The sequence below is a fragment of the Streptomyces sp. DT2A-34 genome (assembly GCF_030499515.1).
In the GTDB taxonomy this organism is placed as follows: domain Bacteria; phylum Actinomycetota; class Actinomycetes; order Streptomycetales; family Streptomycetaceae; genus Streptomyces.
Map to the genome: position 1 here is coordinate 7,821,165 of NZ_JASTWJ010000001.1, position 25,195 is coordinate 7,846,359.

Here is a 25,195-nt window from a genome sequence, read left to right on the forward strand (position 1 = left end):
GGCCTCTGACCCCGGACGAAGACGTTCGGCGCCAGGTGTACAGGGAGGAACCTATGCGGTGGATCCATGCCGCGGGTAGGGGCCTTCTCGTCCTCGTCGTGATCCTGACCGGCTATATCGCCTCCGGCGCCCGCGCCGACGAGGGGCCCGCGGCGGGCAGGGGGCCCATGACCCTCGCCACCGCAGGCGACCTCACCGGCTATCTCGGCTCCGTCCTGGACGGCTGGAACCGCACCCACCCCGACGAGAAGGTCACGCTCGTCGAGCTGCCCGACTCCGCCGACGAGACCCACGCGCAGATGGCCACCGACCTGCGCGCCGGCGACCGCAGCCGCTTCGACGTCCTCAACATCGACGTCAGCTGGACCTCGGAGTTCGCGGCGCAGGGCTGGATCCGCCCGCTGGCCCGCGACCGCTTCCCGCTGGACACCTTCCTGCCGCCGGTCGTGGACACGGCAACCTACGACGGGCAGTTGTACGCGGTCCCGTACGTCACCAACGCCGGCCTGCTTCTCTACCGCAAGGACATCCTCGCCAAGGAGGGCGTCGACCCCCCGCGTACTTGGTCCGACCTGGCACGGGCCGCGAGGACCATCGCGCCCAAGTACGGCCTGGACGGCTACGCGGGCCAGTTCCTGCCGTACGAGGGCCTCACCGTCAACGCCGCCGAGGCCGTCTACTCGGCGGGCGGCTCGATCCTCGGCGACGAGGGCGAGCGCGTCACCGTGGACTCGACGGCCGCCCGCGAAGGCATCGGGTTCCTCGCTCGGGGCGTGCGCGAGGGCTGGATCCCGAAGCGGGCGCTCACCTTCAAGGAGGAGGAGTCCAAGCAGGCCTTCCAGGACGGACGCCTGCTCTTCCTCCGTAATTGGCCGTACGCCTATGTCGGCGCCTCGGCCAAGGGGTCGCCGGTCGCCGGGAAGATCGGCGCCGTACCGCTGCCGGGTCCGGACGGGCCGGGGACGAGTGTCCTGGGCGGCTCCAATCTCGCCGTCAGCACGCATGCCCGGCACCCCGACTCGGCCGCCCGCCTGATCGCGTACCTGACCAGCCAGCGCGTCCAGCGCCAGGTCCTCACGCGCGGCGCCCTGCCGCCCGTACGGGCCGACCTGTACGAAGATCCCGAGCTGGTCCGGGAGTTCCCGTATCTGCCGACCCTGCGCGAGAGCGTGCGCACGGCCGCGCCGCGCCCCAAGAGCCCGCGCTACGACCAGGTGAGCCTGGTGGTGCAGGCGGTCGTGCGCGACGCGATGACCGGGCGTGAGACGCCCGAGGCGGCGGTGCGGCGGCTGGCGCGGGAGCTCGCCGCCCTTTCCTCTCGCTAGCCATTTGGTCGCTAGTTACTTGTTAAGTAACGCCGAGTTCTCTTCTCGCGTCGTCTCTGATGGATAAGTCCGGATATTACCGGCTAACTGTCCGGTAGCTTACGTCCTGCTCGTTGACACCCTCGCGACACGCCTACTTAACATGCATGCATAACGAGTTCCCGATGCAGAGACAGGGCAATGGATTGAACAGGCACCACTGGTGGCGCGACGCGGTGATCTACCAGGTGTACGTCCGCAGCTTCCTCGACAGCACCGGCGACGGCGTCGGCGACCTCGCCGGAGTCCGAGCGGGGCTGCCGTATCTGAAGAAGCTCGGGGTGGACGGGATCTGGCTGAGCCCCTTCTATCCCTCGCCGCAGCACGACCACGGCTACGACGTCGCCGACTACTGCGACGTCGACCCGCTCTTCGGCGACCTCGCCGAGTTCGACCTGCTGGTCGCGGCGGCCCGGCGGCTCGGCGTCAAGGTGCTGCTCGACATCGTCCCCAACCACTGCTCCAGCGAGCACCCGTGGTTCGAGGAGGCGCTGGCCGCCGAACCCGGCAGCGCGGCTCGCGCCCGCTTCCACTTCGCCGACGGCCGCGGCGCCGACGGGTCCGAGCCGCCCAACAACTGGCACTCCATGTTCGGCGGCCCGGCCTGGAGCCGGGTGACCGAGGCGGACGGGCGGCCCGGCCAGTGGTACCTGCACATGTTCGCGCCCGAGCAGCCCGACTGGAACTGGCGCAACCCCGAGATCGCCGCCGAGTTCGACCGGATCCTCCGCTTCTGGCTCGACCGGGGCATCGACGGCTTCCGCATCGACGTCGCCGCCGGCCTCTACAAGCACCCCGAGCTGCCCGACTCCGACGATCCGGAGGCCGACGCCCGCACGCGCGACTCGGTCAACCCGCTCGCCTGGAACCAGCCCGAGGTACACGAGGTGTGGCGCCGGTGGCGTTCCATATGCGAGGAGTACACCGCCCGCGACGGCCGCGACCGGCTCCTGGTCGGCGAGGTGTCCGTCCCGACCGCGCGCGAACACGCCCTGTACGTCCGCTCCGACGAGCTCCACCAGGCCTTCTTCTTCGACCTGCTCAGCGCCCCCTGGGAGGCCGACGCCTTCCGCAAGGTCATCTCCGAGGCCATGCAGGACATAGCCGGCACGGGCTCGACGGTCACCTGGGTCCTCAACAACCACGACCAGGTCCGCACCGTCACCCGCTACGGCGAACCCGCCACCGAGGGCAGCGGCCTCGGCGCCGCCCGCGCCCGCGCCGCCGCGCTGCTGATGCTGGCGCTGCCCGGAGCCGCGTACATCTACCAGGGCGAGGAACTGGGCCTGCCCGAGGTCGTCGACCTGCCCGACGACGTGCTCACCGACCCGATCTTCCACCGCACCGGCAGCCGGGCCCGTATCCGCGACGGCTGCCGGGTGCCGCTGCCCTGGTCAGGACAGGCGTCCCCCTTCGGCTTCACCTCCGGCGCCGAGAGCGCCAAGCCGTGGCTGCCGCAGCCGGAGTACTTCGCCGAGTACGCCACCGACCGCGCCCTCGCCGACACCCGCTCCTTCTGGCACCTGTACCGCGATGGCCTCCAACTGCGGGACGCCCTGCCCCAGTTGGGCGAGGGCACCCTGCGCTGGCTGGACACCCCGCCCGGCGTCCTGGCCTTCGTCCGCGGCGACGGCCTCGTCTGCGCCGTCAACTTCGGTACGGCGACCGTGCCCGCGCCGGTCTCCGGCTCCCCACTGCTGTCGAGCGGCCCCTGCCCGGCCGGGGTGCTGCCCGGCTCGACGGCCGCCTGGTGGATGAGCGACGGGACCGAGTCCACCCCTGCCTGATTTTCCGTCAGTTCCCCCATCCCCGAAGGGACATCAACGATGATGCGACGACGTACCACCCTGCTCACCGGCTGCACCGGCCTCGTCCTGGCACTCGGCGCGACCGCCTGTGGCGGCGGGCCGGTCTCCGCGGGCGGCGGTGACAAGGCGCTCAGTGGCCAGACGGTCACCGTGGCCGGTGTCTGGTCCGGCACAGAGCAGAAGAACTTCCAGAAGGTGCTGGACGCGTTCACCGAGAAGACGGGGGCCAAGACCCAGTTCACCTCCACCGGGGACAACGTCTCCACCGTCGTCGGCAGCAAGATCGAGGGCGGCAACGCGCCCGACGTCGTGATGGTCCCGCAGGTCGGCGTGCTTCAGCAGTTCGCGAAGAACGACTGGCTCAAGCCGCTGTCCAAGACCACCCAGCAGTCCGTGGACACCAACTTCGCCCCCGTGTGGAAGGACTACGGCAGCGTCGACGGCACGCTCTACGGCCTCTACTTCAAGGCCGCCCACAAGTCGACCGTCTGGTACAGCCCCGATGCCCTCGCCCAGGCCGGCGTCGAGCCGCCGAAGACGTACGACGCGATGCTCAAGGCCGGGCACACCGTCTCCGACTCCGGGCTCGCCGCCTTCTCGGTCGCGGGGCAGGACGGCTGGACGCTGACCGACTGGTTCGAGAACGTCTACCTCTCCCAGGCCGGACCCGAGAAGTACGACGCCCTCGCCGCGCACAAGCTGAAGTGGACCGACGCGTCGGTGGTCGAGGCGCTCAGCACCCTCGGCAAGCTGTTCAAGGACAAGCAGCTGATCGCGGGCGGCCAGAAGGGCGCCCTCAACACCGACTTCCCGGGCTCGGTGGAGAAGGTGTTCGGGCCGAAGCCCGAGGCGGGCATGGTCTACGAGGGCGACTTCGTCGCGGGCGTCGCCAAGGACCAGTTCGGCAAGGCGATCGGCGAGGACGCGAACTTCTTCCCGTTCCCGGCGGTCGGCGGCGGCGAGGCGCCGGTCGTCAGCGGCGGTGACGCGGCCGTCGTCCTGAAGGACGGCAAGAACCAGAAGGCCGGCATGGCCCTGCTGGAGTACCTGGCGACGCCGGAGGCCGCGGCGGTGTGGGCGGAGGCGGGCGGCTTCCTGTCCCCGAACAAGAACGTCGACCTCGCGTCGTACGGCGACGACGTCACCCGCGCGACCGCCAAGTCCCTTGTCTCGGCGGGCGATTCGGTCCGCTTCGACATGTCCGACCAGGCCCCGGCGGCCTTCGGCGGCACGAAGGGCGCGGGTGAGTGGAAGCTCCTGCAGGACTTCCTGCGCGACCCGTCGGACCCGAAGGCGACCGCGGCGAAGCTGGAGGCCGCGGCGGCCAAGGCGTACCAGGGCCAGGGCTGACCGGTCATGACCGCAACCCTCGTGAAAGAGACGAGCCCGCCGCCCGCCGCGGGCGCCGACAAGGCGCGCAGCCGGCGCACCCGGCGGCGCGGACGGATCATCGCCCTGCTCTTCGTCTTCCCCGCGCTGCTCCTGCTGGGCGCCCTGGTCGTGTATCCGGTGCTGTTCTCGATCGGCCGCAGCTTCTTCGACGCCTCCGGCACCCGTTTCGTGGGCGGCGAGAACTACAACGAGATGTTCCGCGACCCGGCCACCCTCAAGGCCATCCGCAACACCACGATCTGGGTGGTCGTGGCCCCGGCCCTGCTGACCGGCCTCGGCCTGATCCTGGCCGTGCTGGTGGAGAAGGTCCGCTGGGCGACCGCGTTCAAGCTGCTGCTGTTCATGCCGATGGCCGTGTCCTTCCTCGCCGCCGGCATCATCTTCCGGCTCGCCTACGACGAGGACCCGGACAAGGGCGTGCTGAACGCCGCCGCCGTCTCCGTGCACGACGCCTTCCAGGGCACGTCGACGTATCCGACGGCCCGGGCGCGCGACGGGCAGGGGCTGACGAAGGGGCCCGACGGCTCGTATCGCACGAGCGCGAGCGTGTCGCCGGGCGAGGCGGTGACGCTGGGGCTGGTCGGCGTCCTGCCCGACGACCTGCCCGGGGGCACCGAGCCGGCGTACGCGGCGGCGGGGCACAAGGCGAACCCCGGTGAGCTGCGCGGGGTCGTGTACCTCGACTTCACGCCCGGTGGGGGAGGGGAGCAGGGCAAGGTCGACCGGCGGGAGAACGGGCTGCCGGAGATGCAGGTCGAGGCGGTGCGGGCCGGGAAGACGGTCGCGTCGACGACCACCGGGTCCGACGGCTCGTTCCGCTTCGAGGGGCTGGACGAGGGCTCGTACACGGTGAGGCTGCCGGCCTCGAACTTCGCCGCGCCCTACGAGGGCATCTCCTGGCTCGGGCCCACGCTCGTGACACCGGCGATCATCGGGGCGTACCTGTGGATCTGGACGGGCTTCGCCATGGTCCTGATCGGTGCCGGCCTGTCGACCCTCCCGCGGGACGCGCTGGAGGCGGCGCGGATGGACGGCGCGAACGAGTGGCAGATCTTCCGGCGGATCACGGTGCCGCTGCTGGCGCCGGTGCTGACGGTGGTCTTCGTGACCCTTGTGATCAACGTGATGAAGGTCTTCGACCTCGTCTACATCATCGCGCCAGGGCCGGTGCAGGAGGACGCGACCGTGCTCGCGACGCAGATGTGGCTGGTGTCGTTCGGCGGCGGCAACAACCAGGGGCTGGGCAGCGCACTGGGTGTGCTTCTGCTGTTGTTGGTGATCCCCGCCATGGTCTTCAACGTCCGTCGTTTCCGAGGGAGTCAGCGATGAACGCGGTCAGGCGCGGGCTGGGCAACGGGGTCGTCCAGGCGCTTCTCGTGGTGGTCGGGCTGGTGTGGCTGACACCGCTCGCCGGGTTGTTCCTGTCGTCCCTGCGGTCCGCCGAGGAAACGGCCGAGGGCGGCTGGTGGACGGTGTTCACCAGCCCCGGTCAGCTGTCCTTCGACAACTACTCGGCGCTGCTGGGGAACGCCGGGATCACCCACGCCTTCTGGAACACCGTGCTGATCTCGGTGCCGGCGACTTTGCTGGTCGTTGTCCTCGCGGCGCTCGCCGGGTACGCGTTCGCGTGGCTGGACTTCCCCGGGCGCGAGGCGATCTTCCTGGTCGTGGTGGCGCTGCTGGTGGTCCCCGTGCAGATCGGCCTTCTTCCGGTCGCCAAACTCTTCGGCCAACTGGGGCTGTTCGGCACGATTCCCGGGGTCGTTCTCTTCCATGTGGCGTACGGGCTGCCGTTCGCCGTGTTCCTGCTGCGGAACTACTTCGCCGAGATGCCGAAGGAGATGCTGGAGGCGGCGCGGATGGACGGGGGCAGCGAGTGGCGGATCTTCACGCGGCTGGTACTGCCGGTGGGGCGGCCGGCCATTGCCTCGCTGGGCATCTTCCAGTTCCTGTGGGTGTGGAACGACATGCTGGTGGCGTTGCTGTTCGCCGACAGTGCGTCGCAGCCGCTGACTGTTGAACTCCAGTCGCAGATACGGCAGTTCGGCAGCAACATCGATGTGCTGGCGCCGGGGGCGTTCGTGTCGCTGGTGGTGCCGGTGGTCGTGTTCTTCGCGTTTCAGCGGCACTTTGTGCAGGGGGTTATGGCGGGCTCGGTGAAGTAGGGTTTCTCGCCCCCGCCGCCCCTACCCGTCCCGTCCCCTGGGGGCCTGCGGCCCCCAGACCCCCGCTTCGGCCCTGAACGGGCCTCGTCCTCAAACGCCGGACGGGCTGGAATGCCTGGGCCGGCGTTGAGGGGTGAAGCCCCCGTGGCCTCGGCCTCAAGCGCCGGGCGGGTAAATCCAGCCCCTCCGGCGTTTGAGGAGCGGGGGTCGAAGGGGCGGAGCCCCTTCAGGATGGGACGGGTAGGGGCGGCGGGGGCGAAAAACTCCCCCGCCGTCCCCTTACGCAGACGCAGGCGGATACAGCGACCGCGGCAGCTGCGATGCCGCCGCCGCGTCCAGCAACCACAGGGTCCGCGAGCGGCCGTACGCCCCCGCCGCCGGCGCCTGGATCTCGCCCGCGCCCGAGAGGGCGATCGCCGCGGCCTGCGCCTTGTCCTCGCCCGCCGCCAGCAGCCACACCTCACGGGCCGCCCGGATCGCCGGGAGGGTGAGGGTCACCCGGGTCGGCGGCGGCTTGGGAGCGCCGTGGACGCCGACGACCGTACGGTCCGTCTCCCGTACCGCGGGCAGTTCCGGGAAGAGGGACGCCACGTGCCTGTCGGGCCCCACGCCCAGCATCAGGACGTCGAAGGTGGGGACCGCACCGTGGTTCTCGGGACCCGCCGCCCGCGCCAGCTCCTCAGCGTACGAGGCGGCCGCCGCTTCCACGTCCGTGCCGAACGGGCCGTCCGAGGCGGGCATGGCGTGCACGCGCTTGGGGTCCAGCGGCACGGTGTCCAGCAGGGCCTCGCGGGCCTGCGTGACGTTGCGTTCCGGGTCGCCTTCGGGGAGGAAACGTTCGTCGCCCCACCAGAGGTCCAGCCGGGCCCAGTCGATGGCGTCCCGAGCGGGGGCGGCGGCGAGGGCGGCCAGCAGGCCGTTGCCGTTGCGGCCGCCGGTGAGGACCACGGATGCCGAGCCCCGGGAGGCCTGGGCGTCCACGATCTTCGTGATCAGCCGGGCCGCGGCGGCCTGCGCCATCAGCTCCTTGTCGTGGTGCACGACCAGCTGCGGAGTGCTCACGAGTTCGCCGCCGCCTTCTTCATCGGTTCCTGCGCCGCCGCTTCCTGCGCATCGGCTTCGCCGGGAGACTCGGCCGCTTCTCCTTTGGCCGGAGATTCCCCTTTGGCCGGCGACACCTCCGCCCTGGCCACAGCGGCATCCTCCGGCGCCACGGCCTGCACAGACTTGGCCTCGGCGGCCTCGGCGGCCTCCGCGCCCCGAACCGCCGAAGCGGGCGCCGAGTTCAGCCGCTCCACCCCGAACCGCAGCGCCGACGCGTACGTGTCGTCCGGGTCGAGCCGCCGCAGCTCCTCCGCGATCAGCTCGGCCGTCTCCCGCCGCTTCAGCGCCACCGCACGGTCCGGCTGGCCCTGGATGGAGAGGGTCGCCAGGGAGCCGTCCGCCCGGTCCAGCACTATCGGGCCGCAGTCGGTGGCCATACGGACCGCCGTCAGACCGGGGCCCGACGACAGCGACCGCTTCACGGGCACGTCCAGCCGGTCCGCGAGCCACATCGCCAGCAGCTCACAGCTCGGGTTGAACTCCTCGCCCTCCACCTCGACGGCCTTCACCTCGCAGACCACCTGGTCCAGAGCCGCCGCCAGCATCGACCGCCACGGCGTGATGCGGGTCCAGGAGAGATCCGTGTCGCCCGGTGTGTAGGTCTCGGCGCGGGACGACAGCTCCCGTACCGGCTGTTCCGAGGCGTACGTGTCCGTCACCCGGCGCTGGGCCAGCGAGCCCAGCGGGTCGTTCGCCGGGTCGAGCGGCGCGTTCACCGGCCACCAGACCACCACCGGGGCGTCCGGCAGGAGCAGCGGAAGGGCGACGGACTGCGCGTGGTCGGACACCTCGCCGTACAGCCGCAGCACCACCGTCTCGCCGCTGCCCGCGTCCGCGCCCACCCGCACCTCGGCGTCCAGCCGGGACTGCGTGCGGTCGCGGGGCGAACGCGAGACGCGCTTGATGACCACCAGCGTGCGCGAGGGGTGCTCGTGCGAGGCGTCGTTGGCGGCCTTCAGGGCGTCGTACGCGTTCTCCTCGTCGGTGACGATGACCAGCGTGAGCACCATGCCGACGGCCGGCGTGCCGATGGCTCGGCGGCCCTGCACCAGCGCCTTGTTGATCTTGCTGGCCGTGGTGTCGGTCAGGTCTATCTTCATGGGCGGCGCCAGCTCCGTCCGTCTCGCTCGAGCATTTCGTCCGCCTCGACGGGGCCCCAGGTACCGGCCGGGTACTGGGCGGGCTTGCCGTGCGTGTCCCAGTACTCCTCGATCGGGTCGAGGATCTTCCAGGACAGCTCCACCTCCTCGGTGCGCGGGAAGAGGTTCGCGTCGCCGAGGAGGACGTCGAGGATCAGCCGCTCGTACGCCTCGGGCGAGGACTCCGTGAAGGACTCGCCGTACGCGAAGTCCATCGACACGTCCCGGATCTCCATCGAGGTGCCCGGCACCTTCGAGCCGAAGCGGACCGTGACGCCCTCGTCGGGCTGGACGCGGATCACGATCGCGTTCTGGCCCAGCTCCTCGGTGGCCGTTGTGTCGAAGGGGGAGTGCGGGGCGCGCTGGAAGACCACCGCGATCTCGGTGACACGGCGGCCGAGCCGCTTGCCGGTGCGCAGATAGAAGGGGACGCCCGCCCAGCGGCGGTTGTCGATCCCCAGCTTGATCGCGGCGTACGTGTCGGTCTTCGACTTGGCGTCGATGCCCTCCTCCTGGAGGTACCCGACCGCCTTCTCGCCGCCCTGCCAGCCGGCCGCGTACTGCCCGAACACCGTGTCGCGGCCCAGGTCCTTGGGGAGCCTGACCGCCCCGAGCACCTTGGTCTTCTCCGCCGCCAGCGCGTCCGCGTCGAAGGAGGCGGGCTCCTCCATGGCGGTCAGGGCCATCAGCTGGAGGAGGTGGTTCTGGATGACGTCGCGTGCCGCGCCGATCCCGTCGTAATAACCCGCGCGGCCGCCGATGCCGATGTCCTCGGCCATGGTGATCTGCACGTGGTCCACGAAGGACCGGTTCCAGATCGGCTCGAACATCGTGTTGGCGAAGCGCAGCGCCAGGATGTTCTGGACGGTCTCCTTGCCCAGGTAGTGGTCGATGCGGAAGACCTGGTCCGGGGCGAAGACCTCGTGGACGACCTTGTTGAGCTCCTCGGCGGACTTCAGGTCGTGGCCGAAGGGCTTCTCGATGACCGCGCGGCGCCAGGAGCCGCCCGTCTGGTCGGCCAGGCCGTGCTTCTTCAGCTGCTGGATGACCACCGGGAAGGAACGCGGCGGCACCGAGAGGTAGAAGGCGAAGTTGCCGCCCGTGCCCTGTGCCTTGTCCAGCTCCTCGATGGTGCCGCGCAGCCGCTCGAAGGCGTCGTCGTCGTCGAAGGTGCCCTGCACGAAGCGCATGCCCTGGATGAGCTGCTGCCAGACCTCCTCGCGGAAGGGGGTGCGGGCGTGCTCCTTGACCGCGTCGTGGACCTCCTGTGCGAAGTCCTCGTGGGCCCACTCGCGGCGGGCGAAGCCGACCAGCGAGAAGCCCGGCGGCAGCAGACCCCGGTTGGCGAGGTCGTACACGGCGGGCATCAGCTTTTTGCGTGACAAATCGCCCGTAACGCCGAAGATCACCAGGCCCGACGGCCCCGCGATGCGCGGGAGCCGTCGGTCGGCGGCGTCACGAAGCGGGTTCGCTTCAGTGACGTTGAAGGGTGGCAAGGGATCAGCCCTCCGAGGGGGCGAGGCGCTCCAGCTCCGCCTCGGTCGACTTCAGCAGGTCGTTCCAGGACGCCTCGAACTTCTCGACGCCCTCGTCCTCCAGCACCTGGACCACGTCGTCGTACGAGATCCCGAGCTTCTCGACGGCGTCCAGGTCCGCGCGGGCCTGCGCGTAGGTGCCGGCGATGGTGTTGCCGGTGATCGAGCCGCTCTCCTCGGTGGCCTGGAGGGTGGCTTCCGGCATGGTGTTGACCGTGTTCGGCGCGACCAGGTCGTCGACGTACAGGGTCGCCTTGTAGGCCGGGTCCTTGACGCCGGTGGAGGCCCACAGCGGACGCTGCTTGTTGGCGCCCGCGTTCTCCAGCGCGCTCCAGCGGTCGGTCGAGAAGACCTCCTCGTACGCCTGGTAGGCGAGCCGGGCGTTGGCGACGGCGGCCTTGCCGCGCGCGGCCTTGGCCTCGTCGGTGCCCAGCGCGTCGATCCGCTTGTCGATCTCGGTGTCCACGCGGGACACGAAGAAGGACGCCACGGAGTGGATCAGCGACAGGTCCAGGCCCTTGGCCTTGGCCTTCTCCAGGCCGGCGAGGTACGCGTCCATGACCTCGCGGTAGCGCTCGAGGGAGAAGATCAGCGTGACGTTGACGCTGATGCCGTTGCCGATCACCTCGGTGATGGCCGGCAGGCCCGCCTTGGTGGCCGGGATCTTGATGAGCGTGTTGGGCCGGTCGACCAGCCAGGCCAGCTGCTTGGCCTCGGCGACCGTCGCCTTGGTGTGGTGCGCCAGCCGCGGGTCGACCTCGATCGACACCCGGCCGTCCTGGCCGCCGGTGGCGTCGAAGACCGGGCGCAGGATGTCGGCGGCGTCCCGGACGTCCGCCGTCGTGATCATGCGGACCGCTTCTTCGACGGTGACCTTGCGGGCGGCGAGGTCCGAGAGCTGCTGCTCGTAACCGTCCCCGGAAGAGATCGCCTTCTGGAAGATCGTCGGGTTGGTGGTGACGCCCACGACGTGCTGCTGGTCGATCAGCTCGGCGAGGTTGCCGGACGTGATCCGCTTGCGCGACAGGTCGTCCAGCCAGATCGCGACGCCTTCCTCGGAGAGGCGCTTGAGTGCGTCTGTCATGGAATTACATCTCCTACGTGTCGTATATGAGCGTCAGCGCTGGACGGCGGCGAGGGATTCCCGGGCCTTCGCGGCCACGTTCTCGGCAGTGAAGCCGAACTCGCGGAAGAGGACCTTGCCGTCGGCGGAAGCACCGAAGTGCTCCAGGGAAACGATGCGGCCGGCGTCCCCGACGTACTTCTGCCAGGTCAGACCGATCCCGGCCTCGACGGCGACCCGTGCCTTCACCGACGGCGGCAGGACGCTGTCCCGGTACCCCTGGTCCTGCTCCTCGAACCACTCCACGGACGGCATGGACACGACCCGCGTCGGCACACCGTCGGCCTCCAGCTGCTCACGCGCCTCGACGGCCACGTGCACCTCGGAACCGGTGGCGATGAGGACGACCTCGGGAGTCCCGTTCGACGCCTCGAAGAGGACGTAACCGCCCTTGGCGGCATCCTCGTTGGGCTCGTAGGTCGGCACGCCCTGACGGGTCAGCGCCAGGCCGTGCGGGGCGCCCTTGCCGAAGACCTTCGTGTAGCGCTTGAGGATCTCGCGCCAGGCGATCGCGGTCTCGTTGGCGTCGGCCGGGCGGACGACATTGAGGCCCGGGATGGCGCGCAGCGAGGCGAGGTGCTCGACGGGCTGGTGGGTCGGGCCGTCCTCGCCCAGACCGATGGAGTCGTGCGTCCACACGTACGTCACCGGCAGGTGCATCAGCGCCGACAGACGCACGGCGTTGCGCATGTAGTCGGAGAAGACGAGGAAGGTGCCGCCGTAGATACGGGTGTTGCCGTGCAGCGCGATGCCGTTCATCTCCGCGGCCATGGAGTGCTCGCGGATGCCGAAGTGGATCGTACGGCCGTAGGGGTTCGCCTCCGGCAGCGGATTGTCCGCCGGCAGGAACGAACTGTCCTTGTCGATCGTCGTGTTGTTGGAGCCGGCCAGGTCGGCCGAGCCGCCCCACAGCTCGGGGATGACGGCACCCAGCGCCTGGAGCACCTTGCCGGACGCGGCACGCGTCGCGACGCCCTTGCCGGGCTCGAAGACCGGGATCTTCTCCTCCCAGCCCGTGGGCAGCTCGCCCTTGCTGACGCGGTCGAACTCGGCGGCGCGCTCCGGGTTGCTGTTGCGCCACTCCTGGAGCTGCTTCTCCCACTCCGCCTTGGCCTGGCGACCGCGGTCGAGGGCCTGGCGGGTGTGGGCGATGACCTCCTCGGAGACCTCGAAGCTCTGCTCCGGGTCGAAGCCGAGGACGCGCTTGGTGGCCGCCACCTCGTCGTCGCCGAGCGCCGAGCCGTGGGCGGCCTCGGTGTTCTGCGCGTTCGGGGCGGGCCAGGCGATGATCGAGCGCATCGCGATGAAGGACGGCTTGTCCGTCACCTTCTTCGCTTCCTCGATCGCGTTGTAGATGGCGTGCGGGTCGAGGTCGCCGTCCGGCTTCGGGGCGACGCGCTGCACGTGCCAGCCGTACGCCTCGTACCGCTTGACGGTGTCCTCGGAGACGGCCGTCTCGGTGTCACCTTCGATCGAGATGTGGTTGTCGTCCCACAGCAGGACCAGGTTGCCCAGCTTCTGGTGGCCGGCCAGGGAGGACGCCTCGGCGGAGATGCCCTCCTGGAGGCAGCCGTCACCGGCGATGACGTAGACGAAGTGGTCGAAGGGGGAGGTGCCCTCGGGGGCCTCCGGGTCGAACAGACCGCGCTCGTAGCGGGCGGCCATGGCCATGCCGACGGCGTTGGCGACACCCTGGCCGAGCGGGCCGGTTGTCGTCTCGACGCCCTTGGTGTGGCCGTACTCCGGGTGACCGGGGGTCTTCGAGCCCCACGTCCGGAACGCCTTCAGGTCGTCCAGCTCCAGGCCGAAGCCTGCCAGGTACAGCTGGGTGTACAGGGTCAGGGACGAGTGGCCCGCGGACAGCACGAAGCGGTCGCGGGCGACCCACTCCGGGTCGGCCGGGTCGTGCCGCATCACCTTCTGGAAGAGGGTGTAGGCGGCGGGCGCCAGACTCATCGCCGTACCCGGATGGCCGTTGCCGACCTTCTGTACGGCATCGGCGGCCAGGACGCGGGCGGTGTCGACGGCCCGCTGGTCCAACTCGGTCCACTCGAGGTCTGTGGTGGTCGGCTTGGTGCTCACCCTGGGTCAGGGCTCCTCTCCACATGTCACGCATGTATCGAATGCCGGTGCATCGGGCGCCCGGCCGTGGTCGAGCCTACCCCCGTAAGTACGTGCGTCTTTTCGAGTCATTCCAGACTGCCGGGAGTCTCGGGGATCCGCCTCCCCACTGGGCGGGACCGCATTCGGCAACTGAATACGCTGCCGCTCGTCCGAGTGCTCAACAGAGTCGTGCGGGACTCTTCCGAGGGCCCTCCTCAACACGACCCGACCCCCGCGAATGTCCGGGTCTGGGCAACGTCTACAGTGGCGTGGTACGCGCGAGCCTTTACCGGGACTTCACACGGGGAGGCTCGCTGGGATGTCTCTGTCAGGGGTGTGCGTGACGGCCGTTGAATCCCGTCCAGCGGGGATTATCGGGACGAGCCAGAGCCCGAGCCGGCGGCCGATCGGGGCCCGGGTCAAGGCGTTCGTGGCGCTTACCAAGCCGCGGATCATCGAGCTGCTGCTGATCACCACCGTGCCGGTGATGTTCCTCGCCGAGCAGGGCGTGCCCGACCTCGGTCTGGTGCTCCTCACCTGTGTCGGCGGCTACCTGTCGGCCGGCGGCGCCAACGCGCTGAACATGTACATCGACCGCGACATCGACGCGCTCATGGACCGCACCTCGCAGCGCCCCCTGGTCACCGGGATGGTCAGCCCGCGCGAGTGCCTGGTCTTCGGCATCACGCTGGCGGTCGTCTCGACGCTGCTGTTCGGCCTCACCGTCAACTGGCTGTCGGCCTGGCTGTCGCTCGGCGCACTCCTCTTCTACGTCGTCGTCTACACGATGATCCTCAAGCGCCGTACCTCGCAGAACATCGTGTGGGGCGGCATCGCGGGCTGCATGCCCGTACTGATCGGCTGGACGGCCGTCACGAACTCCCTCACCTGGGCGCCGCTCATCCTCTTCATGGTGATCTTCTTCTGGACGCCGCCGCACTACTGGCCGCTGTCCATGAAGGTGAAGGACGACTACGCGCGCGTGGGCGTGCCCATGCTCCCCGTCATGGCCTCCAACAAGGTCGTCGCCAAGCAGATCGTCATCTACAGCTGGGTGATGGTGGCGGTGTCGCTGCTGTTGCAGCCGCTCGGCTACACGGGCTGGTTCTACACCGCGGTCGCGCTGGGCGCGGGCGGCTGGTGGCTGTGGGAGGCGCACGCGCTGCAGAACCGCGCCAAGGCGGAGGTGACGGGCGCGAAGCTGAAGGAGATGCGCCTGTTCCACTGGTCGATCACCTATGTGTCGCTGCTGTTCGTGGCGGTGGCGGTGGACCCCTTCCTGAGGTAGGCCCTGAGTCAGAGGCCCTCAGGCAGGGGCCCTGAGGCACGGGTCACTCACCCCGCCCGTCGCCATTCGATCTACTCGTCGGTAGCATCCTGGCCATGGCAGACAAGGTGGCCAAGCTGGCCAAGCAGATCAACTCCTTCGCGAAGTCCCACGGCGGCGCCGAGGCCCAGGTCGCGTACCTCGGACAGCGCGGCGCCCGCATCGTGCTCGTCGGTGAGGACGGCGGCTGGGGCGACCTGGTGGCACCGTCGTACGAGATCGCCGAGAAGGCGGTGGAGAAGGCGGGCGTCACGGCCCACGAGTCCTTCGACGGCGAGTTCGCGGCGAAGGTGAAGACCGGCCCGTACGAGTGGAGCCGCATGGCGGGCATCCAGGTCGGTGGGCCCAGCAACGGCTGAGACCCGTCGGCGTTTCGCATGGGGTGTGTGACACCAACACCTGTTGCCCGGTTCACCCGTTAGGACCTGTGAGGAGCACACGGTCCAGCACAACGGGGAGCCCGGATGATCGAAACGCCGTCCCTCGTGGACCAGTACTGCCACGGCGTACTGCGAACGGAACTGGGCCTCGGCACCTTCGAGGCCCAGCTGGCCCGCACCGAAGGCCCACCGGCTCCCGGCACCACGCTCTTCGACACACAGACCGGTTTCGCCGTACGCCGCTGGTGCCCCCCGCTGCTCGGTCTGGAACCGCACTGCCTGCCCGCTCGCTACCTCGCCAGGCGCCGTGAACTCGGCGTACTGGAGGCGGGGCGGCGCCTGCTGCGCGGCAGCGGCATCACGACGTATCTGATCGACACCGGTCTGCCCGGCGACCTCACCGGGCCGCCGGAGATGGCGTCGGCCGCGTCGGCCGAGGCCCATGAGATCGTGCGCCTGGAACTCCTCGCCGAACAGGTCGCCGACACCTCGGGCACCGTCGAGTCCTTCCTCGCCAACCTCGCCGAGTCGGTGCACGGCGCGGCGGTGAACGCGGTCGCCTTCACGTCCGTGGCGGGCGTACGGCACGGCCTCGCCCTCGCGCCGGAGCCGCCGGGGCCGGGGGAGGTGCGGGGCGCGGCGGGGCGCTGGCTGGCGGCGCGCACGGTCGGCGGCGAGCTGAGCGACCCGGTGCTGCTACGGCACCTGCTGTGGATCGCGGTGGCGTCCGGACTGCCGCTCCAGCTGCACGCGGGGCTGGGGGAGCCGGGCCTGCGCATCGACCGCACGGACCCGGTACTGCTGACGGACTTCGTCCGCGCGACGGCCGGCCTCGGCACCGACCTGATCCTGCTGCACGGCTACCCGTACCACCGCCACGCGGCCCACCTGGCCGGCGTCTTCCCGCACGTCTACGCCGACTCGGGCGCCGCCCTCATCCGCACGGGCGCCCGCGCGGCCACGATCCTCGCCGAGATCCTGGAACTGGCCCCCTTCGGCAAGATCCTCTTCTCCAGCGGCGCGCAGGCCCTGCCCGAACTGCATGTGGTGGGCGCCCAGCTCTTCCGCGAGGCCCTCGGCCGGGTCCTCGGCGGCTGGGTGGCCGAGGGGGCGTGGTCGCTGACGGACGCGCAACGGGTGGCGGGGATGGTGGCGGCGGGGAACGCTCGCCGGGTGTACGGGTTGGAGTGACGGGATGTACGGCTTGTCGCACCGTGCACAGACTGGGCGGATGCAGACCGACGTGTTACTCGACCGCTTCCTCTCCGCCCTGGAACCACTCGCCCCCCTCGCCGTCTGGGCGCACGGCTCGCTCGCCGGGGGCGACTACCAGGAGGGCCGCAGCGACCTGGACCTGATCGCGGTACTGGACGGCCCTCCCACGCCCCGCACCGTCTGGCGGCTGGCGAAGCTCCACGCCCGGCTGCGGGACGAGCCGCTCGCCGCGCAGCTGCACTGCACCTACGTGACGCCCGACTCGGCGGGTGACCCCGGCCGGCGCCATCTCACCTGGGCGCACGAGGAGCTGTTCAAACGGACGGTGACCCCGGTGACCCGGCGCGAGCTGCACGGCTTCGGACGGGTGCTGCACGGGCACGCTCCCGCCGGCCTGCTGCCGCCGGTTTCGGACCGGGAGCTCGCCGACTTCGTCGTACGCGACCAGCGGGACTTCTGGCGGCCGGCCGTCGACAACGCCCCGTTGTGGACGCGGGACGTGTGGGTCGACCTGGGGCTGGTCACCTTCGCACGGGCAGGCGTCACCCTGCGCGACGGCCGCCTGATCACCAAGCGGGAGGCCCTGGACCTGCTGCCCGGCCTCGGGGCGCCCGTGGAGGTCGTCGAGGACATCCGCAGGCGCCGCTACGACGACGCCGCGCCGCCGGCCGAGGAGTGGGCGGCACGCAGGGCCGGGCTGACCCGGGACTACCTGGGACCGGCGATCGACGCGCTCGTGGCCTCGTACGACTGAACGGGCAGGTCGGGCAGGTCCGCCTCGGGCCGTTCCCGCAGGGCCAGCAGCACGCGCAGTACGGCGATCCACGTCACGGCCGAGCCGAACATGTGCAGGCCGACCAGGACCTCCGGGAGGTCCGTGAAGTACTGGACGTAACCGATGAGTCCCTGGGCGAGGAGGATCAGGAAGAGGTCGCGGGTGCGGTTCAGGGGGCCCTTCGGGGCGTCGACCGCCTTGAGGACGAACCACAGGGCGAACGTCAGCGTGACCACGATCCAGGCCAGCACGGCGTGCAGCTTGGTGACGGTCTCCCAGTCGACCGGCATCCGCTCGACCTCGCTGGAGTCACCCGCGTGCGGACCCGCGCCGGTGACCACCGTGCCGACCAGGATCAGCAGCACCGAGGCCCCGACCAGGACCCACACCAGCTGCTGCACCGCCTTGCCGACCAGGGGGCGCGGCGCCGCGCCGCCCTCCCGGGTGCGCTGCCACATCACCGTGGCGACCGCGATGAGGGCGGACGTCGCCACGAAGTGGGCCGCGACCGTGTACGGGTTGAGGCCGACCAGGACGACGATGCCGCCGAGCACCGCGTTGCTCATCACGATCCAGAACTGCGCCCAGCCCAGCCGGGTCAGGTCGCGCCGGTACGGCTTCTCGGAGCGCGCGGCGATGATCGCCCAGCCGACGGCCGCGCACAGCACGTACGTCAGCATGCGGTTGCCGAACTCGATGGCACCGTGGAAGCCCATCTCGCTGGTGGCGGTGAGGGAGTCGTCGGTGCACTTGGGCCAGGTCGGGCAGCCGAGCCCGGAACCGGTGAGCCGCACCGCACCGCCGGTGACCACGATGAGCACCGACATCACGAGCGCGGCGAGGGCCGCCCGCTGGACCGTCCTCGGGGTCGGGGTCCAGCGTGCGGCGATGAAGGCGAGCGGGTTGCGCACAGCCGCTACGGCGTCGGCGCGGGTCACGTTTGGCACGCGCCCTATCGTAGGCGGCCGCTTGTGCACGCTTTCACGAGGGTCCCCGGGAGACCTGCCCCGCCCTACTCCCAGCGGAAGAACTTCCCCGCCGCCGCCAGCCCGACGACCGCCCACACGGCCAGAATCCCCAGGTCGCCCCAGGGCATGCCGGCCCCGTGCTGGAGCACGTCGCGCAGCCCGTCCGACAGGGCCGAGATCGGCAGCAGGCCGAGGACGTCCTGCGCGCCGGGCGGGAACTTGTCCAGGGGCACGATGACCCCGCCGCCGACGAGCAGCAGCAGGAAGACCAGGTTGGCGGCGGCCAGGGTGGCCTCGGCCTTGAGGGTGCCGGCCATCAGCAGGCCCAGACCCGAGAAGGCGGCCGTCCCCAGGACCAGCAGGAGGACGACGGCTGCCGGGTTGCCGTGCGGCGACCAGCCGAGCGCGAAGGCGATCACCGTCAGCAGGAGGATCTGCAGGACCTCCGTGACCAGCACCGACGCCGTCTTCGCCGCCATCAGCGCCCAGCGCGGCAGCGGCGAGGAGGCCAGCCGCTTCAGCACGCCGTACCGGCGCTCGAAGCCCGTGGCGATCGCCTGCCCCGTGAACGCCGTCGACATCACGGCGAGCGCGAGGATGCCGGGGGTCAGGAAGTCGACGGCCTCACCCGCGCCGGTGTCGACGATGTCCACCGAGCTGAACAGGACCAGCAGCAGGGTGGGGATCACGACGGTCAGGAGCAGCTGCTCGCCGTTGCGCAGCAGCATCTTCGTCTCGAGCGCCGCCTGGGCCGCGATCATGCGGGGGAGGGGGGCCGCCCCTGGCTTCGGGGTGTACGCACCCGTACCGACGGTGGTCACGAACGCAGCTCCTTGCCGGTGAGCTCCAGGCTGTGTCTTCCCGGGGACAACCCCCGGACCCCCGGCCGATCTGTGTGCGGGCCGGAATCATGAGCGCAACTCCTTGCCGGTGAGCTCCAGGCTGTGTCTTCCCGGGGACAACCCCCGGAACCCCCGGCCGATCTGTGTGCGGGCCGGAATCATGAGCGCAACTCCTTGCCGGTGAGCTCCAGGCTGTGTCTTCCCGGGGGACAACCCCCGGAACCCCCGGCCGATCTGTGTGCGGGCCGGAATCATGAGCGCAACTCCTTGCCGGTGAGCTCCAAGAACACGTCTTCCAGGGTGTGCCGTTCCACGGAGATCTTCTCCGGCATCACCCCGTGCTGCGCACACCACGACGTCACCGTCGCGAGCAGTTGCGGGTCGACCTTGCCGACGACCCGGTACGAGCCCGGCGTCAGCTCCGCGGCCGTGCAGTCGGCGGGCAGGGCCTTCAGCAGGGAGCCCACGTCCAGGCCGGGGCGGCCCGTGAAGCGGAGGGTGTTCTCGGCGCCGCCCCGGCACAGCTCCTCCGGGGAGCCCTGGGCGATGACCCGGCCGGCGTCGATGATCGCGACGTCGTCGGCGAGCTGCTCGGCCTCGTCCATGTAGTGGGTCGTGAGGATCACGGAGACGCCGTCGGCGCGCAGGTCCCGGACCAGGTCCCAGGTGGCGCGGCGGGCCTGTGGGTCCAGGCCGGCGGTCGGCTCGTCGAGGAACACCAGCTCCGGGCGGCCGACGACGGCCATGGCGAGCGCCAGCCGCTGTTGCTGACCGCCGGACAGGCGGCGGTACGGGGTCCGGCCGCAGCTGCCGAGACCGAGCCGCTCGATGAGGGCGTCGACGTCCAGGGGGTGCGCGTGCAGCTTCGCCACATGCCGCAGCATCTCGTCCGCCCGCGCGCCCGAGTACACGCCGCCGGACTGCAGCATCACGCCGATACGGGGCCGCAGCTCGCCGGACTGTCTCACCGGGTCGAGGCCCAGGACGCGCACCGTGCCGGAGTCCGGCTTCCGGTACCCCTCGCAGGTCTCGACCGTCGTCGTCTTGCCCGCGCCGTTGGGTCCGAGGACGGCGGTGACACCGGCCCGGGCCACCAGGTCGAGACCGTCCACCGCGGTTTTGCCGCCGTACCGCTTCACCAGGTCCTGGACCTGGACCACGGGCTCAGTTCGCATGGCTCCAGAGTCTAGGTAGGGAGCCGGTAACCCGAACGGCCGGGTTCGCATCTCCCCGCACGGCCCGGTCTCAGATCTCCTCGGCGCGGGGCCGGTGTATCTTCAGCCACCGCTGGGCGTACGCCACCGCGTCCGCCAGCGGAAACAGCCGTACGTCGGCCGCGCCCGCCTTCCCGCGGACGACGGGACGGTCCCGCTCGAAGTCATGGCCCAGCTCGTTGAAGCGGTCCGAGGTGATCGACAGCTCGGTCACCACTTCCCAGCCCGTGGGCCCCGGTCGCCCCACCTTCACCAGCGGCGACGGAATGCGGTACTCGGCCAGATGGAAGCAGGTGCACGCGTCGTAACCGGCGCCGAGCAGCAGCACGCGCGCGTGGAGCGCCTCCAGCCGGGCCAGCGGGCTGCGCTCGCCGAGCCGGCAGTCGCGGGCATGCCCCTCGACGATCTCCGCGGCACGCGGGCCGACGGCGGCGAAGGACGTCTGCGGATGCGCACTGCGCAGGGCTCCCGGCCAGGTCCGTACGGTCTCCGGGACGACGCCGACCCCGAGCGCGGGCGTCACCAGGGGGTCGTACGCGGGCATGGTCGCCCGGATCGTGTCCCACCACTCCTCGGGCACCGGCGGATTGCTCCACACCGCCGGGTCCGAGAGGTCGCCGGACTGGGTGGGGACCACCAGGGTGCCGTCCGGGCCGAGCGCGTCGAGCAGTCCCTGGACGACCGCGACGGCTCCTCCGCAGACCCAGCCGAGGGAGCTCAGGGAGGAGTGCACGAGGAGCGTTTCACCGCTTTGGACGCCTAGCTCGCGCAGTTGTGCGGCGAGGGTGTCGCGGGTGACAAGAGGGCCGGTCGGAGGGGGTGTCGACATGGTTCGGGAGTGTCCCCGAGGGAGCCCGGCGGCGCCACCGAATTGATCGATCAAAGATCATTCGCGCAGGTCAGATTAGGTATGCCTAAGTGACGCAGGGCACCGTCGAGGGGTCCGGACGCGGCTTGCCTGGCTTTGAGGAATTACGCAACAATGGCGTTGTGAAAAACGTCGGCGAGGCTCGGGAGACCCCCACGGGGGCCCCTCAGGAAGAGCTCGCGACCGGGGAGCGCTCCACGCGCAACCGGGTCGCGCGGTCCATCCTGGACCACGGCCCGTCGACCGTCGCCGAGCTGGCCGGCCGGCTGGGACTGACCCAGGCCGCCGTACGCAGGCATCTGGACGCGCTGGTCGCGGACGACGTCGTGGAGGCCCGGGAACAGCGGGTGTACGGCACGCGCACGCGTGGCCGTCCCGCCAAGGTCTTCGCGCTCACCGACTGCGGCCGCGACGCCTTCGACCAGTCGTACGACAAGCTCGCCGCGGACGCCCTGAAGTGGATCGCCGAGCGCGAGGGCGGGCAGGAGGCGGTCGCCGCCTTCGCCCGGGCTCGGATCGCCGCCCAGGCGAGCGCGTACCGCAAGGCGATCGAGGCCGTCAGCCCGGACGAGCGCACCCAAGCCTTGGCCAAGGCCCTGAGCGCCGACGGGTACGCTGCTACGGCGCGCAGCGCACCCCTCCCGCAAAAAGGCGAGCAGCTGTGCCAGCACCACTGCCCGGTCGCCCACGTGGCGGAGCAGTTCCCGCAGCTGTGCGAGGCGGAGACGGAGATCTTCGCCGAGCTGCTCGGGACGCACGTCCAGCGGCTGGCGACCATCGCGCACGGCGACGGCGTCTGCACGACGTTCATCCCAAAGATTTCCCACACGCAAGTCCATAGCCACAACGCATCTGCAAGCACGGCCGGGAGGAACCCCGCATGACTCTCCCCACGGAGACTGCCCACCCTGAGCTCGAGGGCCTGGGCAAGTACGAATACGGCTGGGCCGACTCCGACGTAGCCGGCGCCTCTGCGAAGCGCGGTCTGAGCGAGGATGTCGTCAAGGACATCTCCGCGAAGAAGTCCGAGCCGGAGTGGATGACCAAGCTCCGTCTCAAGGGCCTGCGTCTTTTCGACAAGAAGCCCATGCCCAACTGGGGCTCGGACCTTTCCGGTATCGACTTCGACAACATCAAGTACTTCGTACGGTCCACGGAGAAGCAGGCGGAGTCCTGGGAGGACCTGCCCGAGGACATCAAGAACACGTACGACAAGCTCGGCATCCCGGAGGCGGAGAAGCAGCGCCTCGTCGCCGGTGTCGCGGCCCAGTACGAGTCCGAGGTCGTCTACCACCAGATCCGCGAGGACCTGGAGGAGCAGGGCGTCATCTTCCTCGACACCGACACGGCCCTGAAGGAGCACCCGGAGCTCTTCAAGGAGTACTTCGGGACCGTCATCCCGGTCGGTGACAACAAGTTCGCCTCCCTGAACACCGCCGTGTGGTCCGGTGGCTCCTTCATCTACGTCCCGCCGGGCGTCCACGTGGAGATCCCGCTCCAGGCCTACTTCCGTATCAACACGGAGAACATGGGCCAGTTCGAGCGGACCCTGATCATCGTCGACGAGGGTGCCTACGTGCACTACGTCGAGGGTTGTACGGCCCCGATCTACAAGTCGGACTCGCTGCACAGCGCAGTCGTCGAGATCATCGTCAAGAAGAACGCCCGCTGCCGCTACACGACCATCCAGAACTGGTCGAACAACGTCTACAACCTGGTCACCAAGCGCGCCGTCGCCTACGAGGGCGCGACCATGGAGTGGATCGACGGCAACATCGGCTCCAAGGTGACGATGAAGTACCCGGCCGTCTACCTGATGGGCGAGCACGCCAAGGGCGAGACCCTGTCCATCGCCTTCGCGGGCGAGGGGCAGCACCAGGACGCCGGCTCCAAGATGGTCCACATGGCGCCGAACACGTCCTCCAACATCGTCTCGAAGTCCGTGGCGCGCGGTGGCGGTCGTACGTCCTACCGCGGTCTCGTCGAGATCGGCGAGGGTGCCCACGGCTCCAAGTCGAACGTGCTGTGCGACGCGCTGCTCGTCGACACCATCTCCCGCTCCGACACGTACCCCTACGTGGACGTCCGCGAGGACGACGTGTCCATGGGCCACGAGGCCACCGTCTCCAAGGTCTCCGAGGACCAGCTCTTCTACCTGATGAGCCGCGGTCTGAGCGAGTTCGAGGCGATGGCGATGATCGTGCGCGGCTTCGTCGAGCCCATCGCGAAGGAGCTGCCCATGGAGTACGCCCTCGAGCTCAACCGGCTGATCGAGCTGCAGATGGAAGGCGCGGTCGGCTAAGACCCGCCCTCCGGACAACAGCTAGCGAAATCTGACGTAGGAAAGAGAGCAGACCGACAGCCATGGCTGAGGCTCAGAACATCCCCGTGGGGTCCACCACCGCGGGCCAGATCGCGGTGGCCGCCGAGTCGACCGTCGCCACGCGCATGAGCGCGCCCCCGTCCTTCGACGTCGCGGACTTCCCGGTCCCGCACGGCCGCGAGGAAGAGTGGCGGTTCACCCCGCTGGAGCGCCTGCGCGGGCTGCACGACGGCACCGCCGTCGCCAACGGCACCGGCGTGAAGGTGGACGTCCAGGCCCCCGAGGGCGTCACCGTCGAGGCCGTCGGCCGCGACGACGCCCGGATCGGCAAGGCGGGCACCCCGGTGGACCGCGTCGCCGCGCAGGCGTACTCGGCGTTCGAGAAGGCCGGCGTGGTCACCGTCCCCAAGGAGACGGTGCTCACCGAGCCGATCCGCATCGCCGTGCACGGCGAGGGCGGGGTGGCCTTCGGTCACCAGGTCGTCGAGCTGGGCGCCTTCGCCGAGGCCGTCGTCGTCATCGACCACACCGGTGACGCGGTGCTCGCCGCCAACGTCGACTACATCCTGGGCGACGGCGCCAAGCTGACCGTCGTCTCCGTCCAGGACTGGGACGACAAGGCCGTGCACGTGGCCCAGCACAACGCCCTCATCGGGCGCGACGCCAGCTTCAAGTCGGTCGTGGTGACCTTCGGCGGCGACGTCGTACGCCTCCACCCGCGCGTCTCCTACGCCGGCACCGGCGGCGAGGCCGAGCTGTTCGGGCTGTACTTCACGGACGCCGGCCAGCACCAGGAGCACCGCCTCCTGGTCGACCACAACGTTCCGCACTGCAAGTCCAACGTCGTCTACAAGGGCGCCCTCCAGGGCGACAACGCCCACGCGGTGTGGATCGGCGACGTCCTCATCGAGGCGAAGGCCGAGGGCACGGACACGTACGAGATGAACCGCAACCTGGTTCTGACCGACGGCGCCCGCGTCGACTCCGTGCCGAACCTGGAGATCGAGACCGGCGAGATCGTCGGCGCCGGCCACGCCTCGGCGACCGGCCGCTTCGACGACGAGCAGCTCTTCTACCTGATGGCCCGCGGCATCCCCGCCGACGAGGCCCGTCGCCTGGTGGTCCGCGGCTTCTTCGCCGAGCTGGTCCAGCAGATCGGTGTCGACGACATCGAGGAGCGCCTCCTCGTGAAGATCGACGAGGAGCTGGAGGCGTCGGTCTGATGACTGCCTTCGTACGCGCCTGCGGCCTGAGCGAGCTGGAGGAGGACACCCCGAAGCGGGTGGAACTCGACGGCACGCCGGTCTCGGTCGTGCAGACCGAGGGGGAGGTGTTCGCCATTTACGACATCTGCTCCCACGCGAACGTCTCGCTCTCCGAGGGCGAGGTGGAGGACTGCCAGATCGAGTGCTGGCTGCACGGCTCCAGCTTCGACCTCCGCACCGGCAAGCCGTCCGGCCTCCCCGCGACGCGCCCCGTCCCCGTATACCCCGTAAAGATCGAAGGGGACGACGTTCTCGTCTCCCTCACCCAGGAGTCCTGAGGCACCC

The 25,195-nt window shown here is 70.1% G+C and carries 22 protein-coding genes; 13 read left to right on the forward strand and 9 right to left on the reverse strand.

Going from position 1 to position 25,195, the window contains the following annotated elements:
• Positions 1-53: 53 nt before the first annotated feature.
• The 5 genes from QQM39_RS34870 (at position 54) to QQM39_RS34890 (ending at position 6,729) form a co-directional block, all read left to right on the forward strand.
• Positions 54-1,325 (forward strand): ABC transporter substrate-binding protein, encoded by a 1,272-nt coding sequence (locus QQM39_RS34870; protein ID WP_302001553.1) that lies wholly within the window; start codon positions 54-56, stop codon positions 1,323-1,325.
• Between the two features lie 164 nt (positions 1,326-1,489).
• Positions 1,490-3,151 (forward strand): glycoside hydrolase family 13 protein, encoded by a 1,662-nt coding sequence (locus QQM39_RS34875; protein WP_302001554.1) that lies wholly within the window; start codon positions 1,490-1,492, stop codon positions 3,149-3,151.
• Positions 3,152-3,190: 39 nt separating this feature from the next.
• Positions 3,191-4,522: an ABC transporter substrate-binding protein gene (locus QQM39_RS34880; RefSeq protein ID WP_302001555.1), complete on the forward strand. Its 1,332-nt coding sequence runs from the start codon at positions 3,191-3,193 to the stop codon at positions 4,520-4,522.
• Between the two features lie 6 nt (positions 4,523-4,528).
• Positions 4,529-5,893, forward strand: coding sequence for an ABC transporter permease subunit (locus QQM39_RS34885; RefSeq protein ID WP_302001556.1), 1,365 nt, complete (start codon positions 4,529-4,531; stop codon positions 5,891-5,893).
• The gene (locus tag QQM39_RS34890; RefSeq protein ID WP_302001557.1) at positions 5,890-6,729 is read left to right on the forward strand and encodes a carbohydrate ABC transporter permease; all 840 of its coding nucleotides are present in this window, start codon (positions 5,890-5,892) and stop codon (positions 6,727-6,729) included. Before QQM39_RS34885 ends, QQM39_RS34890 begins: the two co-directional genes overlap by 4 nt.
• A gap of 279 nt (positions 6,730-7,008) precedes the next feature.
• On the opposite strand, the gene pgl is transcribed toward QQM39_RS34890, so the two are convergent.
• Genes pgl through tkt form a run of 5 tightly spaced genes read right to left on the reverse strand, consistent with a single transcriptional unit; the run spans position 7,009 to position 13,712 of the window.
• Complete coding sequence (gene pgl / locus QQM39_RS34895) at positions 7,009-7,791, reverse strand: 6-phosphogluconolactonase (protein ID WP_302001558.1); 783 nt, start codon at positions 7,789-7,791, stop codon at positions 7,009-7,011.
• Positions 7,788-8,933, reverse strand: coding sequence for a glucose-6-phosphate dehydrogenase assembly protein OpcA (opcA, locus tag QQM39_RS34900; RefSeq protein WP_302001559.1), 1,146 nt, complete (start codon positions 8,931-8,933; stop codon positions 7,788-7,790). Before opcA ends, pgl begins: the two co-directional genes overlap by 4 nt.
• Positions 8,930-10,468, reverse strand: coding sequence for a glucose-6-phosphate dehydrogenase (gene zwf, locus QQM39_RS34905; RefSeq protein ID WP_302001560.1), 1,539 nt, complete (start codon positions 10,466-10,468; stop codon positions 8,930-8,932). The genes opcA and zwf overlap by 4 nt, the downstream gene beginning before the upstream one ends.
• 4 nt (positions 10,469-10,472) lie before the next feature.
• Positions 10,473-11,591 carry a transaldolase gene (tal, locus tag QQM39_RS34910; protein WP_302001561.1) on the reverse strand — a complete coding sequence of 373 codons (1,119 nt, stop codon included), beginning with the start codon at positions 11,589-11,591 and terminating at the stop codon, positions 10,473-10,475.
• A gap of 33 nt (positions 11,592-11,624) precedes the next feature.
• Positions 11,625-13,712 carry a transketolase gene (gene tkt / locus QQM39_RS34915; protein ID WP_302001562.1) on the reverse strand — a complete coding sequence of 696 codons (2,088 nt, stop codon included), beginning with the start codon at positions 13,710-13,712 and terminating at the stop codon, positions 11,625-11,627.
• A 355-nt stretch (positions 13,713-14,067) separates the two neighbouring features.
• Here tkt and QQM39_RS34920 point away from each other — a divergent pair, with 355 nt between their 5' ends.
• The 4 genes from QQM39_RS34920 to QQM39_RS34935 all read left to right on the forward strand — a co-directional run bounded on the left by QQM39_RS34920 (position 14,068) and on the right by QQM39_RS34935 (position 17,409).
• Positions 14,068-15,021 carry a heme o synthase gene (locus QQM39_RS34920; protein WP_302003838.1) on the forward strand — a complete coding sequence of 318 codons (954 nt, stop codon included), beginning with the start codon at positions 14,068-14,070 and terminating at the stop codon, positions 15,019-15,021.
• 95 nt (positions 15,022-15,116) lie between these two features.
• A complete protein-coding gene (locus QQM39_RS34925; protein WP_302001563.1) occupies positions 15,117-15,419 on the forward strand; it encodes a hypothetical protein in 303 nt (100 codons plus the stop codon).
• Positions 15,420-15,524: 105 nt separating this feature from the next.
• Complete coding sequence (locus tag QQM39_RS34930) at positions 15,525-16,631, forward strand: amidohydrolase family protein (RefSeq protein WP_302001565.1); 1,107 nt, start codon at positions 15,525-15,527, stop codon at positions 16,629-16,631.
• A gap of 40 nt (positions 16,632-16,671) precedes the next feature.
• Entirely contained in the window at positions 16,672-17,409 is a 738-nt protein-coding gene (locus QQM39_RS34935; protein WP_302001566.1) for a nucleotidyltransferase domain-containing protein, read from the forward strand.
• Here QQM39_RS34935 and QQM39_RS34940 read toward each other — a convergent pair.
• From QQM39_RS34940 to QQM39_RS34955, 4 genes are all read right to left on the reverse strand, one after another.
• Positions 17,364-18,377, reverse strand: a complete 1,014-nt coding sequence (locus QQM39_RS34940) for a heme A synthase (RefSeq protein ID WP_302001567.1) — start codon at positions 18,375-18,377, stop codon at positions 17,364-17,366. The two genes, QQM39_RS34935 and QQM39_RS34940, sit on opposite strands and share 46 nt — an antisense overlap.
• A 65-nt stretch (positions 18,378-18,442) precedes the next feature.
• Complete coding sequence (locus QQM39_RS34945; RefSeq protein ID WP_302003839.1) at positions 18,443-19,159, reverse strand: ABC transporter permease; 717 nt, start codon at positions 19,157-19,159, stop codon at positions 18,443-18,445.
• A 332-nt stretch (positions 19,160-19,491) separates the two neighbouring features.
• Complete coding sequence (locus QQM39_RS34950; RefSeq protein ID WP_302001568.1) at positions 19,492-20,415, reverse strand: ABC transporter ATP-binding protein; 924 nt, start codon at positions 20,413-20,415, stop codon at positions 19,492-19,494.
• A 70-nt stretch (positions 20,416-20,485) separates the two neighbouring features.
• Positions 20,486-21,283, reverse strand: a complete 798-nt coding sequence (locus tag QQM39_RS34955; RefSeq protein WP_302001569.1) for an aminoglycoside N(3)-acetyltransferase — start codon at positions 21,281-21,283, stop codon at positions 20,486-20,488.
• 161 nt (positions 21,284-21,444) lie between these two features.
• On the opposite strand from QQM39_RS34955, the gene QQM39_RS34960 reads away from it, so the two are divergent.
• The 4 genes from QQM39_RS34960 to QQM39_RS34975 all read left to right on the forward strand — a co-directional run bounded on the left by QQM39_RS34960 (position 21,445) and on the right by QQM39_RS34975 (position 25,188).
• Entirely contained in the window at positions 21,445-22,206 is a 762-nt protein-coding gene (locus QQM39_RS34960) for a metalloregulator ArsR/SmtB family transcription factor (protein WP_302001570.1), read from the forward strand.
• Positions 22,203-23,624 (forward strand): Fe-S cluster assembly protein SufB, encoded by a 1,422-nt coding sequence (gene sufB, locus QQM39_RS34965; protein WP_302001571.1) that lies wholly within the window; start codon positions 22,203-22,205, stop codon positions 23,622-23,624. Before QQM39_RS34960 ends, sufB begins: the two co-directional genes overlap by 4 nt.
• 62 nt (positions 23,625-23,686) lie before the next feature.
• The gene (gene sufD, locus QQM39_RS34970) at positions 23,687-24,868 is read left to right on the forward strand and encodes a Fe-S cluster assembly protein SufD (RefSeq protein WP_302001572.1); all 1,182 of its coding nucleotides are present in this window, start codon (positions 23,687-23,689) and stop codon (positions 24,866-24,868) included.
• Positions 24,868-25,188, forward strand: coding sequence for a non-heme iron oxygenase ferredoxin subunit (locus QQM39_RS34975; protein WP_302001573.1), 321 nt, complete (start codon positions 24,868-24,870; stop codon positions 25,186-25,188). The genes sufD and QQM39_RS34975 overlap by 1 nt, the downstream gene beginning before the upstream one ends.
• Positions 25,189-25,195 lie beyond the last annotated feature (7 nt).

Bases quoted from the DNA above. Each gene is read 5' to 3' on its own strand.
- tal (WP_302001561.1), bottom strand. From the start codon at position 11,591: ATGACAGACGCACTCAAGCGCCTCTCCGAGGAAGGCGTCGCGATCTGG.
- QQM39_RS34885 (WP_302001556.1), top strand. From the start codon at position 4,529: ATGACCGCAACCCTCGTGAAAGAGACGAGCCCGCCGCCCGCCGCGGGC.
- sufD (WP_302001572.1), top strand. From the start codon at position 23,687: ATGGCTGAGGCTCAGAACATCCCCGTGGGGTCCACCACCGCGGGCCAG.
- opcA (WP_302001559.1), bottom strand. From the start codon at position 8,933: ATGAAGATAGACCTGACCGACACCACGGCCAGCAAGATCAACAAGGCG.
- QQM39_RS34890 (WP_302001557.1), top strand. From the start codon at position 5,890: ATGAACGCGGTCAGGCGCGGGCTGGGCAACGGGGTCGTCCAGGCGCTT.
- QQM39_RS34870 (WP_302001553.1), top strand. From the start codon at position 54: ATGCGGTGGATCCATGCCGCGGGTAGGGGCCTTCTCGTCCTCGTCGTG.
- QQM39_RS34880 (WP_302001555.1), top strand. From the start codon at position 3,191: ATGATGCGACGACGTACCACCCTGCTCACCGGCTGCACCGGCCTCGTC.
- QQM39_RS34930 (WP_302001565.1), top strand. From the start codon at position 15,525: ATGATCGAAACGCCGTCCCTCGTGGACCAGTACTGCCACGGCGTACTG.
- QQM39_RS34950 (WP_302001568.1), bottom strand. From the start codon at position 20,415: ATGCGAACTGAGCCCGTGGTCCAGGTCCAGGACCTGGTGAAGCGGTAC.
- QQM39_RS34875 (WP_302001554.1), top strand. From the start codon at position 1,490: ATGCAGAGACAGGGCAATGGATTGAACAGGCACCACTGGTGGCGCGAC.
- QQM39_RS34935 (WP_302001566.1), top strand. From the start codon at position 16,672: ATGCAGACCGACGTGTTACTCGACCGCTTCCTCTCCGCCCTGGAACCA.
- QQM39_RS34975 (WP_302001573.1), top strand. From the start codon at position 24,868: ATGACTGCCTTCGTACGCGCCTGCGGCCTGAGCGAGCTGGAGGAGGAC.
- QQM39_RS34945 (WP_302003839.1), bottom strand. From the start codon at position 19,159: ATGATCGCGGCCCAGGCGGCGCTCGAGACGAAGATGCTGCTGCGCAAC.
- QQM39_RS34925 (WP_302001563.1), top strand. From the start codon at position 15,117: ATGGCAGACAAGGTGGCCAAGCTGGCCAAGCAGATCAACTCCTTCGCG.
- sufB (WP_302001571.1), top strand. From the start codon at position 22,203: ATGACTCTCCCCACGGAGACTGCCCACCCTGAGCTCGAGGGCCTGGGC.
- QQM39_RS34955 (WP_302001569.1), bottom strand. From the start codon at position 21,283: ATGTCGACACCCCCTCCGACCGGCCCTCTTGTCACCCGCGACACCCTC.